This is a genomic window from Stappia sp. (assembly GCF_040110915.1).
Taxonomy (GTDB): Bacteria; Pseudomonadota; Alphaproteobacteria; order Rhizobiales; family Stappiaceae; genus Stappia.
Genome location: NZ_CP157793.1, coordinates 3,340,853 through 3,355,924, shown reverse-complemented (window position 1 = coordinate 3,355,924; position 15,072 = coordinate 3,340,853). Strand labels below are relative to the sequence as shown.

The following is a 15,072-nucleotide window of genomic DNA, read 5'->3' as shown; positions in this document are numbered from 1 at the left end:
CGCTCGCAAATCGGGTGTCTTGCGCCGTGCGTCGCTGCTACCGGTGCCTCGACACACCGGACCGGGAGACCCGCATGAGCCTGACGAACTGGGCGCTCTTGATCACATTGTCGATCCTTTGGGGCGGCACGTTTCTTCTCGCCCGGATCGCCGTCGTGGAGGTTCCGCCGCTGACGCTGGTCTTCCTGCGCGTCGCGCTCGCCGCATTGACGCTGCATGCCGTGCTGCGGGTTCGCGGCCTGCGGTTTCCGCTGGAGCCCCGCTTGCTCGGCGCCTTCGCCGTCATGGGGCTGTTGAACAATGCCATTCCCTTTTCGCTGATCTTCTGGGGGCAGACGGTGCTCACCGCCAGTCTCGCCTCGATCCTCAACGCGACGACGCCGATCTTCACCGTGATCGTCGCCGCCGCGATCGTCGCGCAGGAGCCGCTGCGCGGGCATCGGATCGCGGGCATCGCGGTGGGGTTCGCCGGGGTGGTTCTGCTGCTGCTGCCGGGACTGCGCGGCCTTGGCGTCTCTCCGGTGTGGGCGCAACTGCTGTGTCTGGGCGGGGCGCTGTCCTATGCGTTTGCCGCGACCTTCGCCAGGCGCTTCAGGGGCGTGCCCGTGCTCGTTGCGGCGGCTGGACAATTGAGCGCCTCGAGCCTCCTGGTGCTGCCCCTGGCGGCCTGGCAGGCGGCGACCTGGCAGGGCACCGGCTGGGCGGTCGCCGACACCGGCGCCGGCGTCTGGCTCTCCGTCGTGGCGCTTGGCACCCTGTGCACGGCGCTGGCCTATCTGATCTATTTCCGCCTGCTGGTGGAGGCGGGCGCAACCAACGCCTCGCTGGTCACGCTGCTGATCCCGGTGACGGCGAGCGTGCTGGGCGCGCTGACGCTCGGCGAAAGCCTGACGGGTCCGCAGCTTTCCGGCATGGCCGTGCTGCTCGTCGGTCTGGCGCTTCTCGACGGCCGGATCCTGCGTTGGCGCCGGTCGTCCGCGCTCGCGCCCGGCGACGATTGACGCCGGCTCATGCTTTCGCCGGGGACGGTCCGCCTTCGGGCAGGGCCGCGACGCGGGCGGCGAAGCGGTCGTAAAAGGCGCCGAGATGCGCCGGCGCCTCGGCCCGGCAGGCCTTGAGGGCCGCATTTGCAGCCGCCGCATCGCCGGCCGACAGCGCCTCGATCAGCCGGGCGTGCATGGCTGCGAGCCGCCTGAAGCCGTCGCTTGCCGCATGATCCGGATCGCCGACCAGCGCGAAGAGCCTCACCGCCACGCTCTTGCCCTTGAGCGGGATCGCATCGGCCTCGAGAAGCGCGAAGTCGGCGGCGGCTTTCGCGGTCGCTTCCGAGACGAGGCAGTCGGCGCCGATGGCCTTGCAGCTCGATTCGATGCGCGCCGCCACATTCACCGCGTCGCCGATCACCGAATAGTTGAAGCGCCGGTCGGAGCCCATGTTGCCGACGCAGGCCTCGCCCGTGTTGAGGCCGATGCCGATCCGCACGGTTTGCGCCGCAAGGCCGCGCGCCTGGAAGCCGAAGGCGTCGCGCGCGTTGAGCGCGTCCACTTTGCGCGTCATGGCAAGGGCCGCCCGGCAGGCGTGGCGGGCATGGTCCTCCACCGTCATCGGCGCGTTCCAGAAGGCCATGATGCTGTCGCCGATGTATTTGTCGATGGTTCCGCCCTCGGCCTGGATTTCCTCGCTCAGCGGCGACAGAAGATCGTTGAGGAAGGCGACGAGATCGGTCGGCGCGAGCTGTTCGGAAATCGGCGTGAAGCCGCGCACGTCCATGAAGAGGATCGTCATGTCGCGCATCTCGCCGCCGAGCCTGAGCGTGTCGGGCGCGCTTTCCAGCCGCTTGACCATTTCGGGCGCCAGATACTGGCCAAAGGCTGCGCGCACGAAGCGTTTCTCCCGCTCCGTCAACACGTAGAGCAGGGCGGTCGCCGCCGCATAGACGACGAAGAGCGTGACGGCGGTCGGATAGACCGGATCGAGCAAAAGGCCTTGCGTCTGGAAGAGGTGGATCGCGCCGCCGTAGAGCCCGGCCGCGAGCACGCCGCCGATGGCCGCCGCCCACAGCGCGCCGAGCGTCACCACCAGCGCGATGACGGCGAGGCCGAGCAGGAAGGTCGCGATGACCTCCGCCCCGTCGGCCCAGTCGGGGCGGCTGAGAAACGCGCCCGACAGGATCTGCTCGGTCGCCTGCGCATGGACGGAAACGCCCGGCACGAGCTCGCCGAGCGGGGTCGCGCGGATGTCGAGCAGGCCGACGGAGGAGGTGCCGACGAAGACGATCTGGCCCTCGATCAACGCCCGCACCGCGTCGCGGCGCGCGGGGTCGAGAATGTCCGCGGCGGAGACGTAGCGCTCCGGCCGGTCGGCGTTGAAATGGACCCAGAGTTCGCCGTCCTGCGTTGTCGGGAAGGGGATTGCCCCGACCTTGATGTCGGTGACGGCGGTCGTGCCGACGTCCAGCTCGCCGCTCGCGGCTGCGGTGCGCACGATGTGACCGCGCGCGCCCTGCGCCACCCGCAGGGCCTCCAGTGCGAGACTGGGATAGAGCCGGTCCCCGTCGGAAAAGAGCATCGGCACGCGGCGCACGATGCCGGTCGTGTCCAGCCGCGACAGGCTGATCCCGCCGACCCCGGTCGCGGCGGCCTCCAGCTGCTCGAGATTGGTCAGCGCGGAGGCGAAGGCCGGCAGACTTTCGGTCGGATCCGCGCCGGAATAGGCGAAGCCGGCCTTCAGCGGCGGGCGCGTCTCTCCCGTCCGGGGCATGACGGCGAAGCCGAGCACGACGGGGCCTTGCGCGATCGCCTCGGCGAAGCGCGCGTCCGTATCGGGCAGCGCGGCGCGCAGCGTTTCCGGCGTGGCGAGGTCCGGGCGTTCGCCGATCAGCTCGGGAAGGTAGCGATGCGGCGAGAGGCGATCCGCCTCGGCGAAGAGAATGTCGAAGGCGATGACGGCCGCACCCATCTCGGTGAGCGCGGCGGTCAGTTCCGCCAGCCGGTCGCGGCGCCAGGGCCACTGGCCGTGAACTGCGAGCGCGCGCTCGTCGATGTCGACGATGCGCACCGGAAGCTCCTGATGCGGGCGGGGCCACAGGCGCTGATAGCCGTCGAAGCCGATCAGCCGCACGGCCGAGACGAAGCCCGGATCGGCGGCACGCAGCAGCGTCACGCCAACCAGCACGAGACCGGCCGTGAGGGCGACGAACAGGCGTTTGCGGCGAATGATGCGCATCTCTTGCGGCCCCCCGCGTCAGACCTCCGCTTGGGCGGAGGGCCACGCGCGGAAAGCCTAGGAGATGGCGGTGGGCCTCGCAAGCAACGGAGGCGAAGCCGGGGAGACCCGGCGCGGGCAAGCCGACACGGGTCCCTCAACAGTGGGATGGCAGCGCGCGGACGCGCGCCGCTGACCCGTGCCGGCGATGTCCGGCGAGGGGTTACGCTTGCGCGGTCAGTTCCGCCGGGCGCTGTTCCAGATCGCGCGCGCTGCGCCGCACGGCCTTTTGCACCTTTTCGAAGGCGCGCACCTCGATCTGGCGCACGCGTTCGCGGCTGACGCCGAATTCGCCCGAGAGATCCTCCAGCGTCATCGGGTCTTCCGACAGCCGGCGCGCCTCGAAGATGCGCCGTTCGCGCTCGTTGAGCACCTCCATCGCCTCGCTCAGCATCTTGCGGCGCTGTTCGAGCTCTTCCTGCTGGGCGTAGATGGCTTCCTGGTTCTCGCTGTCGTCGACGAGCCAGTCCTGCCACTCGCCGCCTTCCGATTCCGCGCGGATCGGGGCGTTGAGCGAGGCGTCGCCGGTCAGGCGACGGTTCATCGAGATCACGTCGGTTTCGGTGACACCGAGCTTGGTGGCGATCTCGGTGACCTGTTCCGGCTTCAGATCGCCCTCGTCGAGCGCCTGGATCTTGCCCTTCAGCCGGCGCAGGTTGAAGAACAGCCGCTTCTGGTTGGCGGTCGTGCCCATCTTCACCAGCGACCAGGAGCGCAGGATGTATTCCTGGATCGCCGCCTTGATCCACCACATGGCGTAGGTGGCGAGACGAAAGCCCTTGTCGGGCTCGAAGCGCTTGACCGCCTGCATCAGGCCGACGTTGCCTTCCGAGATCACCTCGGAAATCGGCAGGCCGTAGCCGCGATAGCCCATGGCGATCTTCGCCACCAGACGCAGGTGCGAGGTCACCAGGCGTTCGGCCGCCTGCGGGTCCTCGTGCTCCTTGAAGCGCTTGGCGAGCATGTATTCTTCCTGCGGTTGCAGCATCGGAAACCGCCGGATTTCATCGAGATAACGGCTCAGTCCGCCTTCGGCCGAACTCGGAACCGGAATGTTCTGGGCCATCTGTGCACCCTTTCTCCCACTGGATCCCCAAAGACCCCTGGATCCCGAAAGACCGTTAGATCTTCAAAGACCACTAGATCCCAGAGGATCGACGACCCCTCCGGACCCGGTCGCACCGGATCGCCGCATGCGCGGGTCCCTCGACGGGCATCTTCACCGGCGCCCTGTCGGCACGCCGGTCTTCCAATATATGCGGCATCGTGACGAAAACACGGCCTGATTTGTCGTCAGACGTGGGAAATCGCGCGAAACGCCGCGACGAGGGCGGCAAGATCCGCCGGCAACGGACTTTCGAAGCGCAGGGTCTCGCCGCTCGTGGGATGCGCGAAGGCGAGCAGGCGGGCATGGAGGGCCTGACGGGGAAAGGCGGAGGCGGTTTCGCGCGCCGGATCGGGCAGTGTCGCCGCCTTGGTGCGAAAGCCCGCGCCATAATCCGCATCGCCGATGAGCGGATGGCCGATATGGGCCATGTGGACGCGGATCTGATGGGTGCGGCCCGTTTCCAGCCGGCAGGCGAGCAGGGCGGCGACCGGCGCGCGGCCCGCATCGCGCGCGCCTTTCGCGTAGAAGCGTTCCTCTACCTGCCAGTGGGTGACGGCATGGCGGCCGCCGGAGCGGGCGACCGCGATCTTCTGCCGGTTGGCGGCGGAGCGGGCGAGATCGGCGTCGACCGTGCCCTTGAGCTGCGACGGCGCGCCCCAGACCAGCGCGCAATATTCGCGCTCGAGCGGGCCCGTGCGGCCGTGATCGGCGAATTGGGCGGAGAGCGCCTGATGCGCCCGGTCGGTCTTGGCGACCACCAGAAGCCCGCTGGTGTCCTTGTCGAGACGATGGACGATGCCGGGACGGCGCACGCCGCCGATGCCCGACAGGCTGTCGCCGCAGTGATGCAGCAGGGCATTGACCAGCGTGCCGGTGGCATGCCCGGCACCGGGATGGACGACGAGCCCGGCCGGCTTGTCGACGACGATCACCTCGTCGTCTTCATGGACGACGGTAAGCGCGATGGCCTCGCCTTGCGGCTCGGCCGGCTCGGGTTCGGGCAGGTCGAGCGCGAGGGCCTCGCCCGCGTTGACCCGGTATTTGGGCTCGACTATGGTCCGCCCGCCGACGCGGACCCGGCCGTCCCGGATCAGGGACTGGACCCGGCTGCGGCTCAGCTCCTCGACATGACGCGCCAGGCACTGGTCGAGCCGCGCGCCGTCCTCTTCCGCTGCAACCGTAACCTCGACCCGATCGGTTTCGGGCGACTCTGGGGTGGACATCGACATGACTCATCCGGGTTTGAACGACGACGAGACGGATCGCGAGCCGCCGCTCGACCCGGCAGCGGAACGCCTTCAGGCGAAACTGAAACGCCTGCTCGCCGTTTCCGGTCTGATCATGACGCTCGGTTTCATGGCGGTCTTCGCGGCCATCATCTACAGGCTGTCCGAGGGCGGCTCCGCCCCGGATGCTGGCGATATAGCCGCAACCATTGCCATCGGCAAGGACGCGCGGGTGGAGAGCATGGCCCAGGCGGAGGGCATGCTGATCCTGCTGGTGCGCGAGGGCGCGGCCAGCAAGCTCCTCTATCTCGACCCGGCAACCGGGCGGGTCCTCGGCGAGACCGCCTTCGTCGCCCGCTGAAGTGTCCCGCCGCGCGGCGCGCGCGTCGCTGAGCCGGCTGTGGAGAATTTCGCAACACGGGTCTTGCATTCGCGGCGAAGAGCGTCTAGATACGCGGCTCTTCGTCACGAAGACCCGCGATGCCCCCATCGTCTAGCGGTCTAGGACGCCGCCCTCTCACGGCGGAAACAGGGGTTCGAGTCCCCTTGGGGGTACCATTTTCCCGGACGACCCATGCCCGGGACGTGCAGTGTTTTCCTGCTTTCCCAAGTAAGCCTCCCTGAAATCCGGTGTTTCCTGGCGCCTTGCCGCATGGCCCGTGCGATTGCGCGGGGGGATGACCCTTGCCGTTCCGGCGTCGGGCCGTCAGGCCGTTGATCCGGCCTGACGTCGGTACCGGCACGCGTTGCGCGGCCTTTCTCCCTCTTCGCGGCTCAGGTTCCGCAAAAGGTCTGCAGCACCCGCTCCCCGGCGGCCGGCGGCGTCGTGTAGGCGGCGCGGTCGGGGCGGTCCGTGTAAGGGTCGGCCAGCGCGTCGAGCAGATCATGCAGCGGGCGCAGGTCGTTACGGGTTGCGGCGGCAAGCGCCTCCTCGACCTTGTGATTGCGCGGAATGACGGCCGGATTCGCCGCCCGCATCAGACAGAGCGACGACTTTGTCGGCTTGGGGTTCTCGCCGAGCCGCGCGCTCCAGCGCGCGTGCCAGGCGGCGAAGCCTGCATCGTCGAAGGCCCCGCCCGCCGGGCGCCTGTCTTCGGCGAGGGCACTCGCGAGATCGCGGAAGGTGTTGGTGTAATCGGCGCTTGCGGTGTGCATCCAGTCGAGCAGATCCGCGATCAGGGCCTCGTCGCCCTCGCGCTCTCCGAACAGGCCGAGTTTCTTGCGCATCATCGCGAGCCAATGCGTCTTGAAGCGGGCCGGAAAGCCGTTCACGCATTTTTCGGCCTGCGCGATGGCCGCGTCGGTGTCGGCGTCGATCAGCGGCAGCAGCGTTTCGGCGAAGCGGGCGAGGTTCCACTGCGCGATCACCGGCTGGTTGGCATAGGCGTAGCGGCCCATGCGGTCGATGGAGCTGAACACCGTGGCCGGGTCGTAGACATCCATGAAGGCGCAGGGGCCGTAGTCGATGGTTTCGCCCGACAGCGCGACATTGTCGGTGTTCATCACGCCGTGGATGAAGCCGACGCGCATCCACTCGGCGATCAGCGCCGCCTGACGCTCGGCCATGGCATCGAGCACGGCGAGCGCCGGGGTGTCGGCGGACGCCGCTTCGGGAAAATGCCGCTCGAGCGCATGGGCGAAGAGGGCCGGCAGCAGCGCGGGATCCCGATGGGCCGCCGCATACTGGAAGGTCCCGACGCGGATGTGGGAGCGCGCGACCCGCGTCAGGATGGCGCCGGGCTGGGGCGTGTCGCGAAACACCGCCTCGCCGGTCTTGACGACGGCGAGCGCGCGGGTGGTCGGCACCTTGAGCGCGTGCATCGCCTCGCTGACGATGTATTCGCGCAGCATCGGCCCGAGTGCTGCGCGCCCGTCGCCGCCGCGCGAATAGGGGGTGCGCCCCGATCCCTTGAACTGCAGATCGACGCGGGTGCCGTCGGGGGTCACATGTTCGCCCCAGACGACCGCACGGCCGTCGCCGAGCATGGTGAAATGCCCGAACTGGTGCCCGGCGTAGGCCTGCGCGAAGGGGGTGGCGCCGGTGGGCGGCGTATTCCCCGAAAACAGCTTCGCCAGACCGTCGCCGTCGAGCGCGGAGAGGTCGAGACCGAGCGTTTCGGCGAGGGCGTGATTGACGATCACCGTCTCGGGGGCCGCGACCGGCTGCGGCGGCAGGGCGGTGTAGAAGGCTTGCGGAAGCCGGGTGTAGGTCGTGTCGAAGCGAAAGCCCGGGTCGATCGTCACTGCGTGGCCTCGATTGCGTGCTGGCGAAGGATCTCAAGGGGAACGTAGTCCAACGCATGGGCGTCGCAAGCCTCGAGAATGACCGGCGGCGCCACGTCCGCCTCGAGCGCTTCGCGCCAGCGCAGCGCGCACAGGCACCAGCGGTCGCCGGGAGCGAGGCCGGGAAACGCGAACTCCGGACGCGGCGTCGACAGGTCGTTGCCGCGCGCCCGGGTGAAGGCCAGGAACGCCTCGGTCATCTGCGCGCAGATCACATGTCGCCCCCGGTCGCGGTCGTCCGTGCGGCACAGGCCGTCGCGAAAGAAGCCGGTACGCGGGGCAAGGCAGCAGCTGCGCAGCGCGCCGCCGAGGACGTTGCGCGGGGCGGGATGCGGAATGACGTCGCTTGCCATAGGCGGATCCTCTTCGGTCACATGTGCGAACGGGGGCTCCGGCCCCGGATTGCAGGCTGCGCCAGGTTCCGCGCGGCCGCACACCCCCTGTCGTAGGCAGGTGGGCGGAACGCGACGGATCGGCGGTTTGCGTTGCCGCGTAACACGCATAAACTGCCGTAACGTCGCCGCCCGGGCAATCCGGCGCGAGGCGGACGCGGCATTTGTGAGCCGTCTTCTGCAGGGGCGGGTTTTGCAAGCAAGAGCGTCCGGATGCGGCGTGTGCGGTGAAAGGGCGCGCGTGGACATGGATGAACCCGTGCGGTCCGGCGAGGCCGGAAGCAGACAGACCCGCGGGGAGACCGCGGGGGAGGACAACGCACCGTCGTTCGATCCACATGCTGACCGTCGCGCGCCGGAGCCCCCCCCAGCGTCGGGTTTGCACGCGCAGGAAATCAAAGCGTCGGGCTTGCACGCGCAGGAGAACAAAGCGTCGGGCTTGCACGCGCAGGAGAACAAAGCGTCGGGCTTGCACGCGCAGGAGAGCAAAGCGTCGGGCTTGCACGCGCAGGAGAGCAAAGCGTCGGGCTTGCACGCGCAGGAGAACAAAGCGTCGGGCTTGCACGCGCAAGGAAGAAACCCGTCGGGCTTGCACGCGCAGGAAATCAAAGCGTCGGGCTTGCACGCGCAGGAAATCAAAGCGCCGGGCTTGCACGCGCAGGGGACAGAAGCCCGGGCGCCGGCCGAGCCCCTGACGCCGGGCGGTCCTGCATTGGACCCGGGCGTCTGCCGCGATCCGGATGACCGACGTGCCGGGGCCGCCCCGGACGACAAGGCGCGATCCGACCCACCGGCTCCTGCCGACTTCGGGCGGGCGGAGTGGGAAGGCGCGGCGCTGCGCCTCGCTCTGGAGACGGCGACGACGCCGATCTACGTCTGCGATCGCGATTACATCATCCGATTTGCGAATGACGCCTATGCGGGAATCGAAAGCAGGGATGCGTCCGATATCATCGGGCGGCCGGTGGCCGAAACCATCGGCCATGACCTGTTCCGGCTGCGCAAGCCGAACATCGACCGTGCGCTGGCCGGGGACGCCGTGTCGTTTCGCGCCTGGATCTGGTCGCGGACCGAGCGGCGGGGCGATCAGTACGAGGTGTCCTACCATCCGGTCCGCGATGCCGCCGGGCGGGTGACGGCCGTGCTGGCGCGGGCCGAGCCGATCCGTCCCAGCGAGGCGCCGCAGGCCAGCGAGCAGGCCTACCGGAAGATCTTCCGTCTGTCGCAGGACGGGCTTCTTCGCCTGACGCCGGTGCGCAGACCGGACGGGCGGCCGATCAATTACCTGATCATGGAAGCCAACCCCGCGATTGCCCGCGCGGCGGCGCGCGAGTTGCGCGAGCTGGAGGGGGCCTTGCTGTTCGATGTGCTGGCGCGCCTGCTGCCGGGCGATCTGCCGGCCCGTTTCGCCGAGGTGCTGGCGACCGGCGCGCCGCAGCAGTTCGAGTATCACCATCACCTCGATGCCGAGCGCGGCTGGTGGCGGATCAGCATGTTCCGAAGCGCCGAGGAGGAGCTGACGGTGCTGTTCAGCAACATCAGCGCCACCGTCGATCGGCGGCGCGAGTTGCAGGTGCTCACGCATCGTCTGGGCGAGGACAAGCGCCGCCTCGAGCGCCTTTACCGAACCGCGCCGGCGCTCTTGGTGTCGCTGTCCGACGCCGGCGTGGTGGAGGAGGCGAGCGAGGCCTTTCTCGACCGCCTCGACCGCCCGCGCGACGAGGTGATCGGACGGTCCTTCGGGGAGCTCGTGGCGCCCGAAGCGCTGGACAGTCTGAACGAGGAAATCTGGCCGCGCCTGTTTCGCACGCGCAGCGTCGCCAACGAGCCGTGCCGCCTGTGCGTCGGTCCCGAGCTTTCCGTCGTCGATGTGGAGCTTTCCGCGCAGCTTCTGGAGGACGACAGCGGGATGCGCAAGGTGACGATGATGCTGACCGACGTCACCCGTCGCAATCGCGCGCTCTACGAAAGCCGCCGCGCGGAACGCGACTATCGTCTTCTCGTCGACCGCCTGCCCGACCTGATCTCGCGGGCGCATCCCGATACCACGCTGTTTTTCGCCAACCGTCACTACATCGATTTCTTCGGCCCCGACGAAGAGGCGCTGATGGGTCGGCGCTTCATGGAACTCGTGCCGGCCAAGTTTCGCGAGCCGCTGATGGCGCAGCTCGCCGCCATGACCCGGGAACACCCCGTGTCGATGCAGGAACAGGTCAACCACGATCACGCGGGCCGGGCGCGCAACATCCTGTGGATCAGCATGCTGATCCACGACCTGAGCGGGCGGCCGCGCGAAATCCTGTCGATCGGGCGGGACGTGACCCCGCTCAGGGAGGCGAACAACCGCCTGCTCGATCACGCGTCGCGGCTGGAGGCGGCGAACGAAAGCCTCAAGCAATTCGCCTTCGTCGCATCGCACGACCTGCAGGAGCCCCTGCGCAAGATCCGGCTCTACGCCGATGTGATGCAGACCGCGCTCGGCGCCGAGGACGAGGCGGAATTGCAGTCCGCGCTGGAGGTGATCGTGCGCGCGGCGCGCAACGGCAGCCGCCTGATTTCCGACCTGCTGAGCTACACGCAGGCGACCAACCGGCCGCTGGAGCGCACCCAGCTCCGGGTGGAGACGGTGGTGGCGCAGGTGCTCGACGACCTCAAGGAGGAGATCCAGGCCGCCGGCACGGCGGTGGAGGTCGAGACCGACCCGGTCCCGATCAGCGCGGATCCGGTCTCCTTGCGGGAGATCGTCTACAATCTGATCACCAATGCGCTCAAGTATCGCGCGGCCGACCGGACTCCGCATCTGCGGGTGCGCTTTCAGGCCTGCGCCGACGACGAGGCGCATTGCCTGACCGTTGAGGACAATGGCATCGGCTTCGACCCGGAGGGGGCGGAGACCATGTTCCAGCCGTTCAAACGCCTGCACGGCCGGGCCGTGGCCGATGGCAGCGGCATCGGGCTCGCCATCTGCGAGGCGGCCGCCAACCGGCATGGCTGGACGGTGACGGCGCGCGGGTGGCCGGGCACCGGCGCGCGCTTCGAAATCCGCATGCCCCGCTGAGCGAATGCCCCGCTGAGCGCATGCCCCGTTGAGCGCAGGGCCCGACAAGCGCAAGCTTTGACAAGCGCAGGGTCGCGGATGGGCGGCGGCGGGCAATCTCATGCCGGCCCGGGTTCCGGGTGTCGCGATCCAGCCGCGATCCGGGACGCGCCCGGCGGTTCAGCCGCCGGCCTTGCGCTTCGACCGGTCGCCGGCGCGGTGCCCGGTCTTGCGCCCGGAGGGGGCCGTGGCGGCATCCGTGGCGGCGCTTGCCGTGTCGTCCGGCTCCGCTGCCGCCGGCTTGTCGGTCTTCAGCCGCTTGCGCGCGGCACCGATGCGCGCCGACAGCGACTGCGCCACGGAGGAGAGCGAGCGCTCCTCGTCGCCCCGGGCCGACACGCCCGCCGGCGGCGGCGTGGCCTCCGACGCCGGTTGCACGGTCGGCGGGGCGTCCGGCGAGGGCGCGGAAGACACCTCCGGCGCTTCGGCCGTCGGGGGGGCGGCTGTCGGGGTTTCGGGTGCGGGCTGCGCGTCGAGGCGCGCGCTGACGATGTCCGCCAGATCGGTCAGTTCGCGGCGCAGCGAGGCGAAGGCGTCGTTGCTGTGCAGGTCGGCCCGCAAGCGGGCGTTCTCCGCCTCCAGCCGGTCGGTTTCGGCATCGAGCCGGGCGAGGCGTTCGGCATCGACCGGCGACAGCCCGGCGTCGGACTCGGGCGCGGCGGCGCGCGCGTCTTCCAGCAGCACCGACAGGCGGGTGATTTCCGCCTGGGCGGCGATCAGCTTGGATTCGGTGTCGAACAGCCGGTCGTCGCGGGCGCGTCGGGCCTGTCGATCGGCGGGGCGCTCGCTCCCGGCGCTGTCGCCGCCGGTGCCGGCCTGCGCGACCTTCAAGGCGCGGCGCAGGGCGGCGAGTTCGCTCTCCAGCGAGGCGATGCGCGCCAGATCCGAGGACCGCCGCAGATCGCCCGTTCCGTCCTCCGGGACGGCGGCGGGCGCCTCCGACGTTTCCGGCGCGGCGCTCAGCCGCTTGAGGCTGCGCTCCAGATCGCGTTGGCGGGCCCGGGCGCGGGCCAGCGCCTCCTCGTGCTCCTTGAGGTCGCGGCGCAATTCCTCCTCGCGGGCATGCGCCTCCAACAGCGCCTGATCGCGCGCGACGAACTCCTTGCGCAGGTCGCTGGCCGCGGCCTCCGCGCGGTCGCGGGCGACCCGGTTGGAGACGAGCTCGTTCTGCAGGCGCTCCAGACCGGTCTCGAGCCGGCGCTGTTCAAGCGCGTTGCGGGCCTTGAGGGCGCCGATCTCGGCGCGGACATCGGCATGGCGCATGGGCGAGGTCGCCTCGACCGCCTGCCGCGTGAGCCGGACGGCGCGCCGCCACACGGCGGACAGGACCGCCAACGCCAGCAGACCGGCGGCGCAGAACCCGAGCGCGACATACATCGCCGCTTCGATCACGGCCGGTCACCATCGTGTTGCGAGGCCGCGCGTGGCGGGGCGGCGTGGTGCAGGGCGGGCATTCTGGGGCTCGTCGCGTTGGAGATTGCCTCCCTTGCTTACCCGACGCGCGCATTTCCGCCAAGCATCCAGCGTGGCGCAGGGTCAAAAAGGATTCCAGGTGGGCTCCGGCGTGAACTTCAGATAGCCGATGTTGACCCCGAGCCGGGCGCCGACGCCGGCGCGCACCGGCACCACGTAGATGTCGTGGTTGGACAGGACCGTCATGCCGAAGCCGCCCACCAGATAGGCGGATCCGTTCACCCCGACATAGCGCCGGTGGATCGCGTCCGTGGAGGGAAGATTGTAGACCAGCATCATGACGCGCGCGCCGTCGCCGCCGATGTCCCAGCCGAAGGACGGGCCCTGCCAGAAGACCTTGTGGGTACCGGCATTGCGGGTGAAGAGCTGCCCCTCGCCGTAACGCGCGCCGGCGAGCAAGGCGCCCGAGCCCTCCTGCCCGAGGATATAGCCGTTCGGCTGTCCGTAGGTCGACACGGCCCGCTCGATGACCGAGGCGAGACCGCCGGAAACCTGGCCGAAGAACCGGTGACCGGCATTGACCATCTCCGCCTGGCTGTATTCGTCGGGTCGGGCAACCGGTTCGCTTTGCGCCAGTGCGGGACGGGCGCCGTCGAGGGCGAGGACCGCGAGCAGGCCGAGCGCGAGGCACAGGGCGTGCATCCGGTCGTGCATCTTGGGGAGACGGAACGCGGCGAAGCCGAAAGAGACCATGGAAAATGTCCTTTCCTGCGGGTTCCGGCACCGGCGCGCGGCGCGGGCTTGCCGGACTCTGCAAATCGGGGGCACAGTCGCACCGGGCGACCGCTTGAGGCGGGGCGGCCCGGGAGGCGGTTCGGGATTGATTCGGTGCCAGAGTGTAATGGAAATCGGAGCAGAATAAGGTGGAGCCGGGCGGCCGTAGCGGCGGCCGTGGCCGGCGGCCTTTTCGTGGCCGCACCCGCCCGCGCGCCGGCTCAGGACTTCGCCACGGACGTGATGACCGGCTATGCGCTCGCGGGGCACGATCCGGTAGCCTACTTCATCGACAGGCGACCGCGCGAAGGCCGGCCCGATCACGAAGTGCGCTGGGGCGAGAGCGTCTGGGTGTTTCTCAACGAGGGCAACCGGGCGGCCTTCGAGGCCGATCCCAGGACCTATGCGCCCGCGTTCGCGGGCTGCGACCCCTACGCGCTGGCGGCGGGCTTCACGACTGCCGGCAAACCGCAGCTGTTCGCGCTGAACGGCCGGCGGCTGCTTCTCTTCCACTCCGAGATCAACCGGTTTCTGTTTCTCGCCGATCCGCGCACCTATCTGGCCGCCGCGGAAGACAATGCGGAGCGGCTCGGCTGCCTGGCGCCGTGACCGCGTCGCCGCGGCGGGGCCGCGGCTCGCTTGGCAGCGCGCCGGCGGGGATGTAACGCTTTTCCAAACGCGCGAATCAGCGGCCGCGCCGGGGCGGGCGTGCCCGGAAGGCCCCGGCCCGCAAGACCTGAACAAGGACATCCGGCGCCGCAGTCGCTGAGGCCCAAATTTACCAAGGACGACCGCATGACCTCCATCGACGACCTTTCCGCCCTCGACCTCGCCGCGCTGGTGGCCAGCCGGGTGTGCCACGACATCATCTCCCCCGTCGGCGCCATCACCAACGGGCTGGAAGTGCTCGACGAGGAAGACAGCGAGGACATGAAGGAATTCGCGATGGACCTGATCCGCAAGAGCGCGCGTCAGGCTTCCGCGAAGCTGCAGTTCGCGCGTCTCGCCTTCGGTGCGGCCGGATCTGCCGGGGCGGAGATCGATCTCGGCGACGCCCAGTCGGTCGCCTCGGGGTTCCTGGCCAACGAAAAGGCCGACCTGGAATGGAACGTGCCGCGCCTGCTGATGGGGAAGAACCGGGTGAAGCTTCTGCTCAACCTGATCCTGCTCGCCAACCAGTGCGTGCCGCGCGGCGGCCTGATCAAGGTGTCCATGGAGGGCGAGGCGAGCGCCCCCCGCTTCGAGCTGCGCGTGACCGGATCGACCACGCGCGTGCCGGCGGTGCTCACCGACATGATGTCCGGGCAGGAGCCCGAGCGGATCGATGCCCATACGGTGCAGCCGGTTTACGCAATGCTTCTTGCACGGGATTCGGGAATGAATTTAGAAGTCGTTAAGGAAGAAGACGGTGTAAAAATCACCGCCACGACAGCTGAATGATCCGCTTCTTCCCGTGTTCGACAGGTTTCAATCTATCTTAACTGTTTGAGCTTCATTCTCACGCCGAGGGATGGG

General features: G+C 69.1%; 12 protein-coding genes and 1 tRNA gene. 6 read left to right on the top strand and 7 right to left on the bottom strand.

Annotation, left to right across the window (positions count from 1 at the left end):
* Positions 1 to 74 precede the first annotated feature (74 nt).
* Positions 75 to 1,001, top strand: a complete 927-nt coding sequence (locus tag ABL312_RS14970) for a DMT family transporter (RefSeq protein ID WP_349358206.1) — start codon at positions 75 to 77, stop codon at positions 999 to 1,001.
* A 7-nt stretch (positions 1,002 to 1,008) separates the two neighbouring features.
* On the opposite strand, the gene ABL312_RS14965 is transcribed toward ABL312_RS14970, so the two are convergent.
* From ABL312_RS14965 to ABL312_RS14955, 3 genes are all read right to left on the bottom strand, one after another.
* Positions 1,009 to 3,225, bottom strand: coding sequence for an adenylate/guanylate cyclase domain-containing protein (locus tag ABL312_RS14965; RefSeq protein WP_349358205.1), 2,217 nt, complete (start codon positions 3,223 to 3,225; stop codon positions 1,009 to 1,011).
* Positions 3,226 to 3,427: 202 nt separating this feature from the next.
* Positions 3,428 to 4,330, bottom strand: a complete 903-nt coding sequence (gene rpoH / locus ABL312_RS14960; protein WP_349358204.1) for an RNA polymerase sigma factor RpoH — start codon at positions 4,328 to 4,330, stop codon at positions 3,428 to 3,430.
* Positions 4,331 to 4,557: 227 nt separating this feature from the next.
* Positions 4,558 to 5,601, bottom strand: coding sequence for an RluA family pseudouridine synthase (locus ABL312_RS14955; RefSeq protein ID WP_349358203.1), 1,044 nt, complete (start codon positions 5,599 to 5,601; stop codon positions 4,558 to 4,560).
* On the opposite strand from ABL312_RS14955, the gene ABL312_RS14950 reads away from it, so the two are divergent.
* Positions 5,600 to 5,959 carry a hypothetical protein gene (locus ABL312_RS14950; protein WP_349358202.1) on the top strand — a complete coding sequence of 120 codons (360 nt, stop codon included), beginning with the start codon at positions 5,600 to 5,602 and terminating at the stop codon, positions 5,957 to 5,959. The genes ABL312_RS14955 and ABL312_RS14950 overlap by 2 nt on opposite strands.
* 121 nt (positions 5,960 to 6,080) lie before the next feature.
* Positions 6,081 to 6,156: transfer RNA gene (locus ABL312_RS14945), tRNA-Glu, on the top strand.
* A gap of 216 nt (positions 6,157 to 6,372) precedes the next feature.
* Here the strand turns inward: ABL312_RS14945 and ABL312_RS14940 are convergent.
* Positions 6,373 to 7,842 carry a protein adenylyltransferase SelO gene (locus ABL312_RS14940; RefSeq protein ID WP_349358201.1) on the bottom strand — a complete coding sequence of 490 codons (1,470 nt, stop codon included), beginning with the start codon at positions 7,840 to 7,842 and terminating at the stop codon, positions 6,373 to 6,375.
* Complete coding sequence (locus ABL312_RS14935) at positions 7,839 to 8,234, bottom strand: DUF2237 domain-containing protein (RefSeq protein ID WP_349358200.1); 396 nt, start codon at positions 8,232 to 8,234, stop codon at positions 7,839 to 7,841. Before ABL312_RS14935 ends, ABL312_RS14940 begins: the two co-directional genes overlap by 4 nt.
* 298 nt (positions 8,235 to 8,532) lie before the next feature.
* Here ABL312_RS14935 and ABL312_RS14930 point away from each other — a divergent pair, with 298 nt between their 5' ends.
* A complete protein-coding gene (locus ABL312_RS14930) occupies positions 8,533 to 11,331 on the top strand; it encodes a PAS domain-containing protein (protein ID WP_349358199.1) in 2,799 nt (932 codons plus the stop codon).
* Between the two features lie 159 nt (positions 11,332 to 11,490).
* Here the strand turns inward: ABL312_RS14930 and ABL312_RS14925 are convergent, their stop codons facing one another.
* Both ABL312_RS14925 and ABL312_RS14920 read right to left on the bottom strand, forming a co-directional pair.
* Positions 11,491 to 12,762: a hypothetical protein gene (locus tag ABL312_RS14925; protein ID WP_349358198.1), complete on the bottom strand. Its 1,272-nt coding sequence runs from the start codon at positions 12,760 to 12,762 to the stop codon at positions 11,491 to 11,493.
* 144 nt (positions 12,763 to 12,906) lie between these two features.
* Positions 12,907 to 13,485: a DUF1134 domain-containing protein gene (locus ABL312_RS14920; RefSeq protein ID WP_349361421.1), complete on the bottom strand. Its 579-nt coding sequence runs from the start codon at positions 13,483 to 13,485 to the stop codon at positions 12,907 to 12,909.
* Positions 13,486 to 13,752: 267 nt separating this feature from the next.
* On the opposite strand from ABL312_RS14920, the gene ABL312_RS14915 reads away from it, so the two are divergent.
* Positions 13,753 to 14,166, top strand: coding sequence for a YHS domain-containing (seleno)protein (locus ABL312_RS14915; protein WP_349358197.1), 414 nt, complete (start codon positions 13,753 to 13,755; stop codon positions 14,164 to 14,166).
* Positions 14,167 to 14,352: 186 nt separating this feature from the next.
* Entirely contained in the window at positions 14,353 to 14,997 is a 645-nt protein-coding gene (gene chpT, locus ABL312_RS14910; protein WP_349358196.1) for a histidine phosphotransferase ChpT, read from the top strand.
* The last annotated feature ends 75 nt before the right edge of the window (positions 14,998 to 15,072 follow it).

What these genes read in the sequence shown, in the direction of transcription:
- ABL312_RS14970 (WP_349358206.1), top strand. Translation starts at nt 75, where the DNA reads ATGAGCCTGACGAACTGGGCGCTCTTGATCACATTGTCGATCCTTTGG.
- ABL312_RS14965 (WP_349358205.1), bottom strand. Translation starts at nt 3,225, where the DNA reads ATGCGCATCATTCGCCGCAAACGCCTGTTCGTCGCCCTCACGGCCGGT.
- rpoH (WP_349358204.1), bottom strand. Translation starts at nt 4,330, where the DNA reads ATGGCCCAGAACATTCCGGTTCCGAGTTCGGCCGAAGGCGGACTGAGC.
- ABL312_RS14950 (WP_349358202.1), top strand. Translation starts at nt 5,600, where the DNA reads ATGACTCATCCGGGTTTGAACGACGACGAGACGGATCGCGAGCCGCCG.
- ABL312_RS14955 (WP_349358203.1), bottom strand. Translation starts at nt 5,601, where the DNA reads ATGTCGATGTCCACCCCAGAGTCGCCCGAAACCGATCGGGTCGAGGTT.
- ABL312_RS14935 (WP_349358200.1), bottom strand. Translation starts at nt 8,234, where the DNA reads ATGGCAAGCGACGTCATTCCGCATCCCGCCCCGCGCAACGTCCTCGGC.
- ABL312_RS14920 (WP_349361421.1), bottom strand. Translation starts at nt 13,485, where the DNA reads ATGCACGCCCTGTGCCTCGCGCTCGGCCTGCTCGCGGTCCTCGCCCTC.
- chpT (WP_349358196.1), top strand. Translation starts at nt 14,353, where the DNA reads ATGACCTCCATCGACGACCTTTCCGCCCTCGACCTCGCCGCGCTGGTG.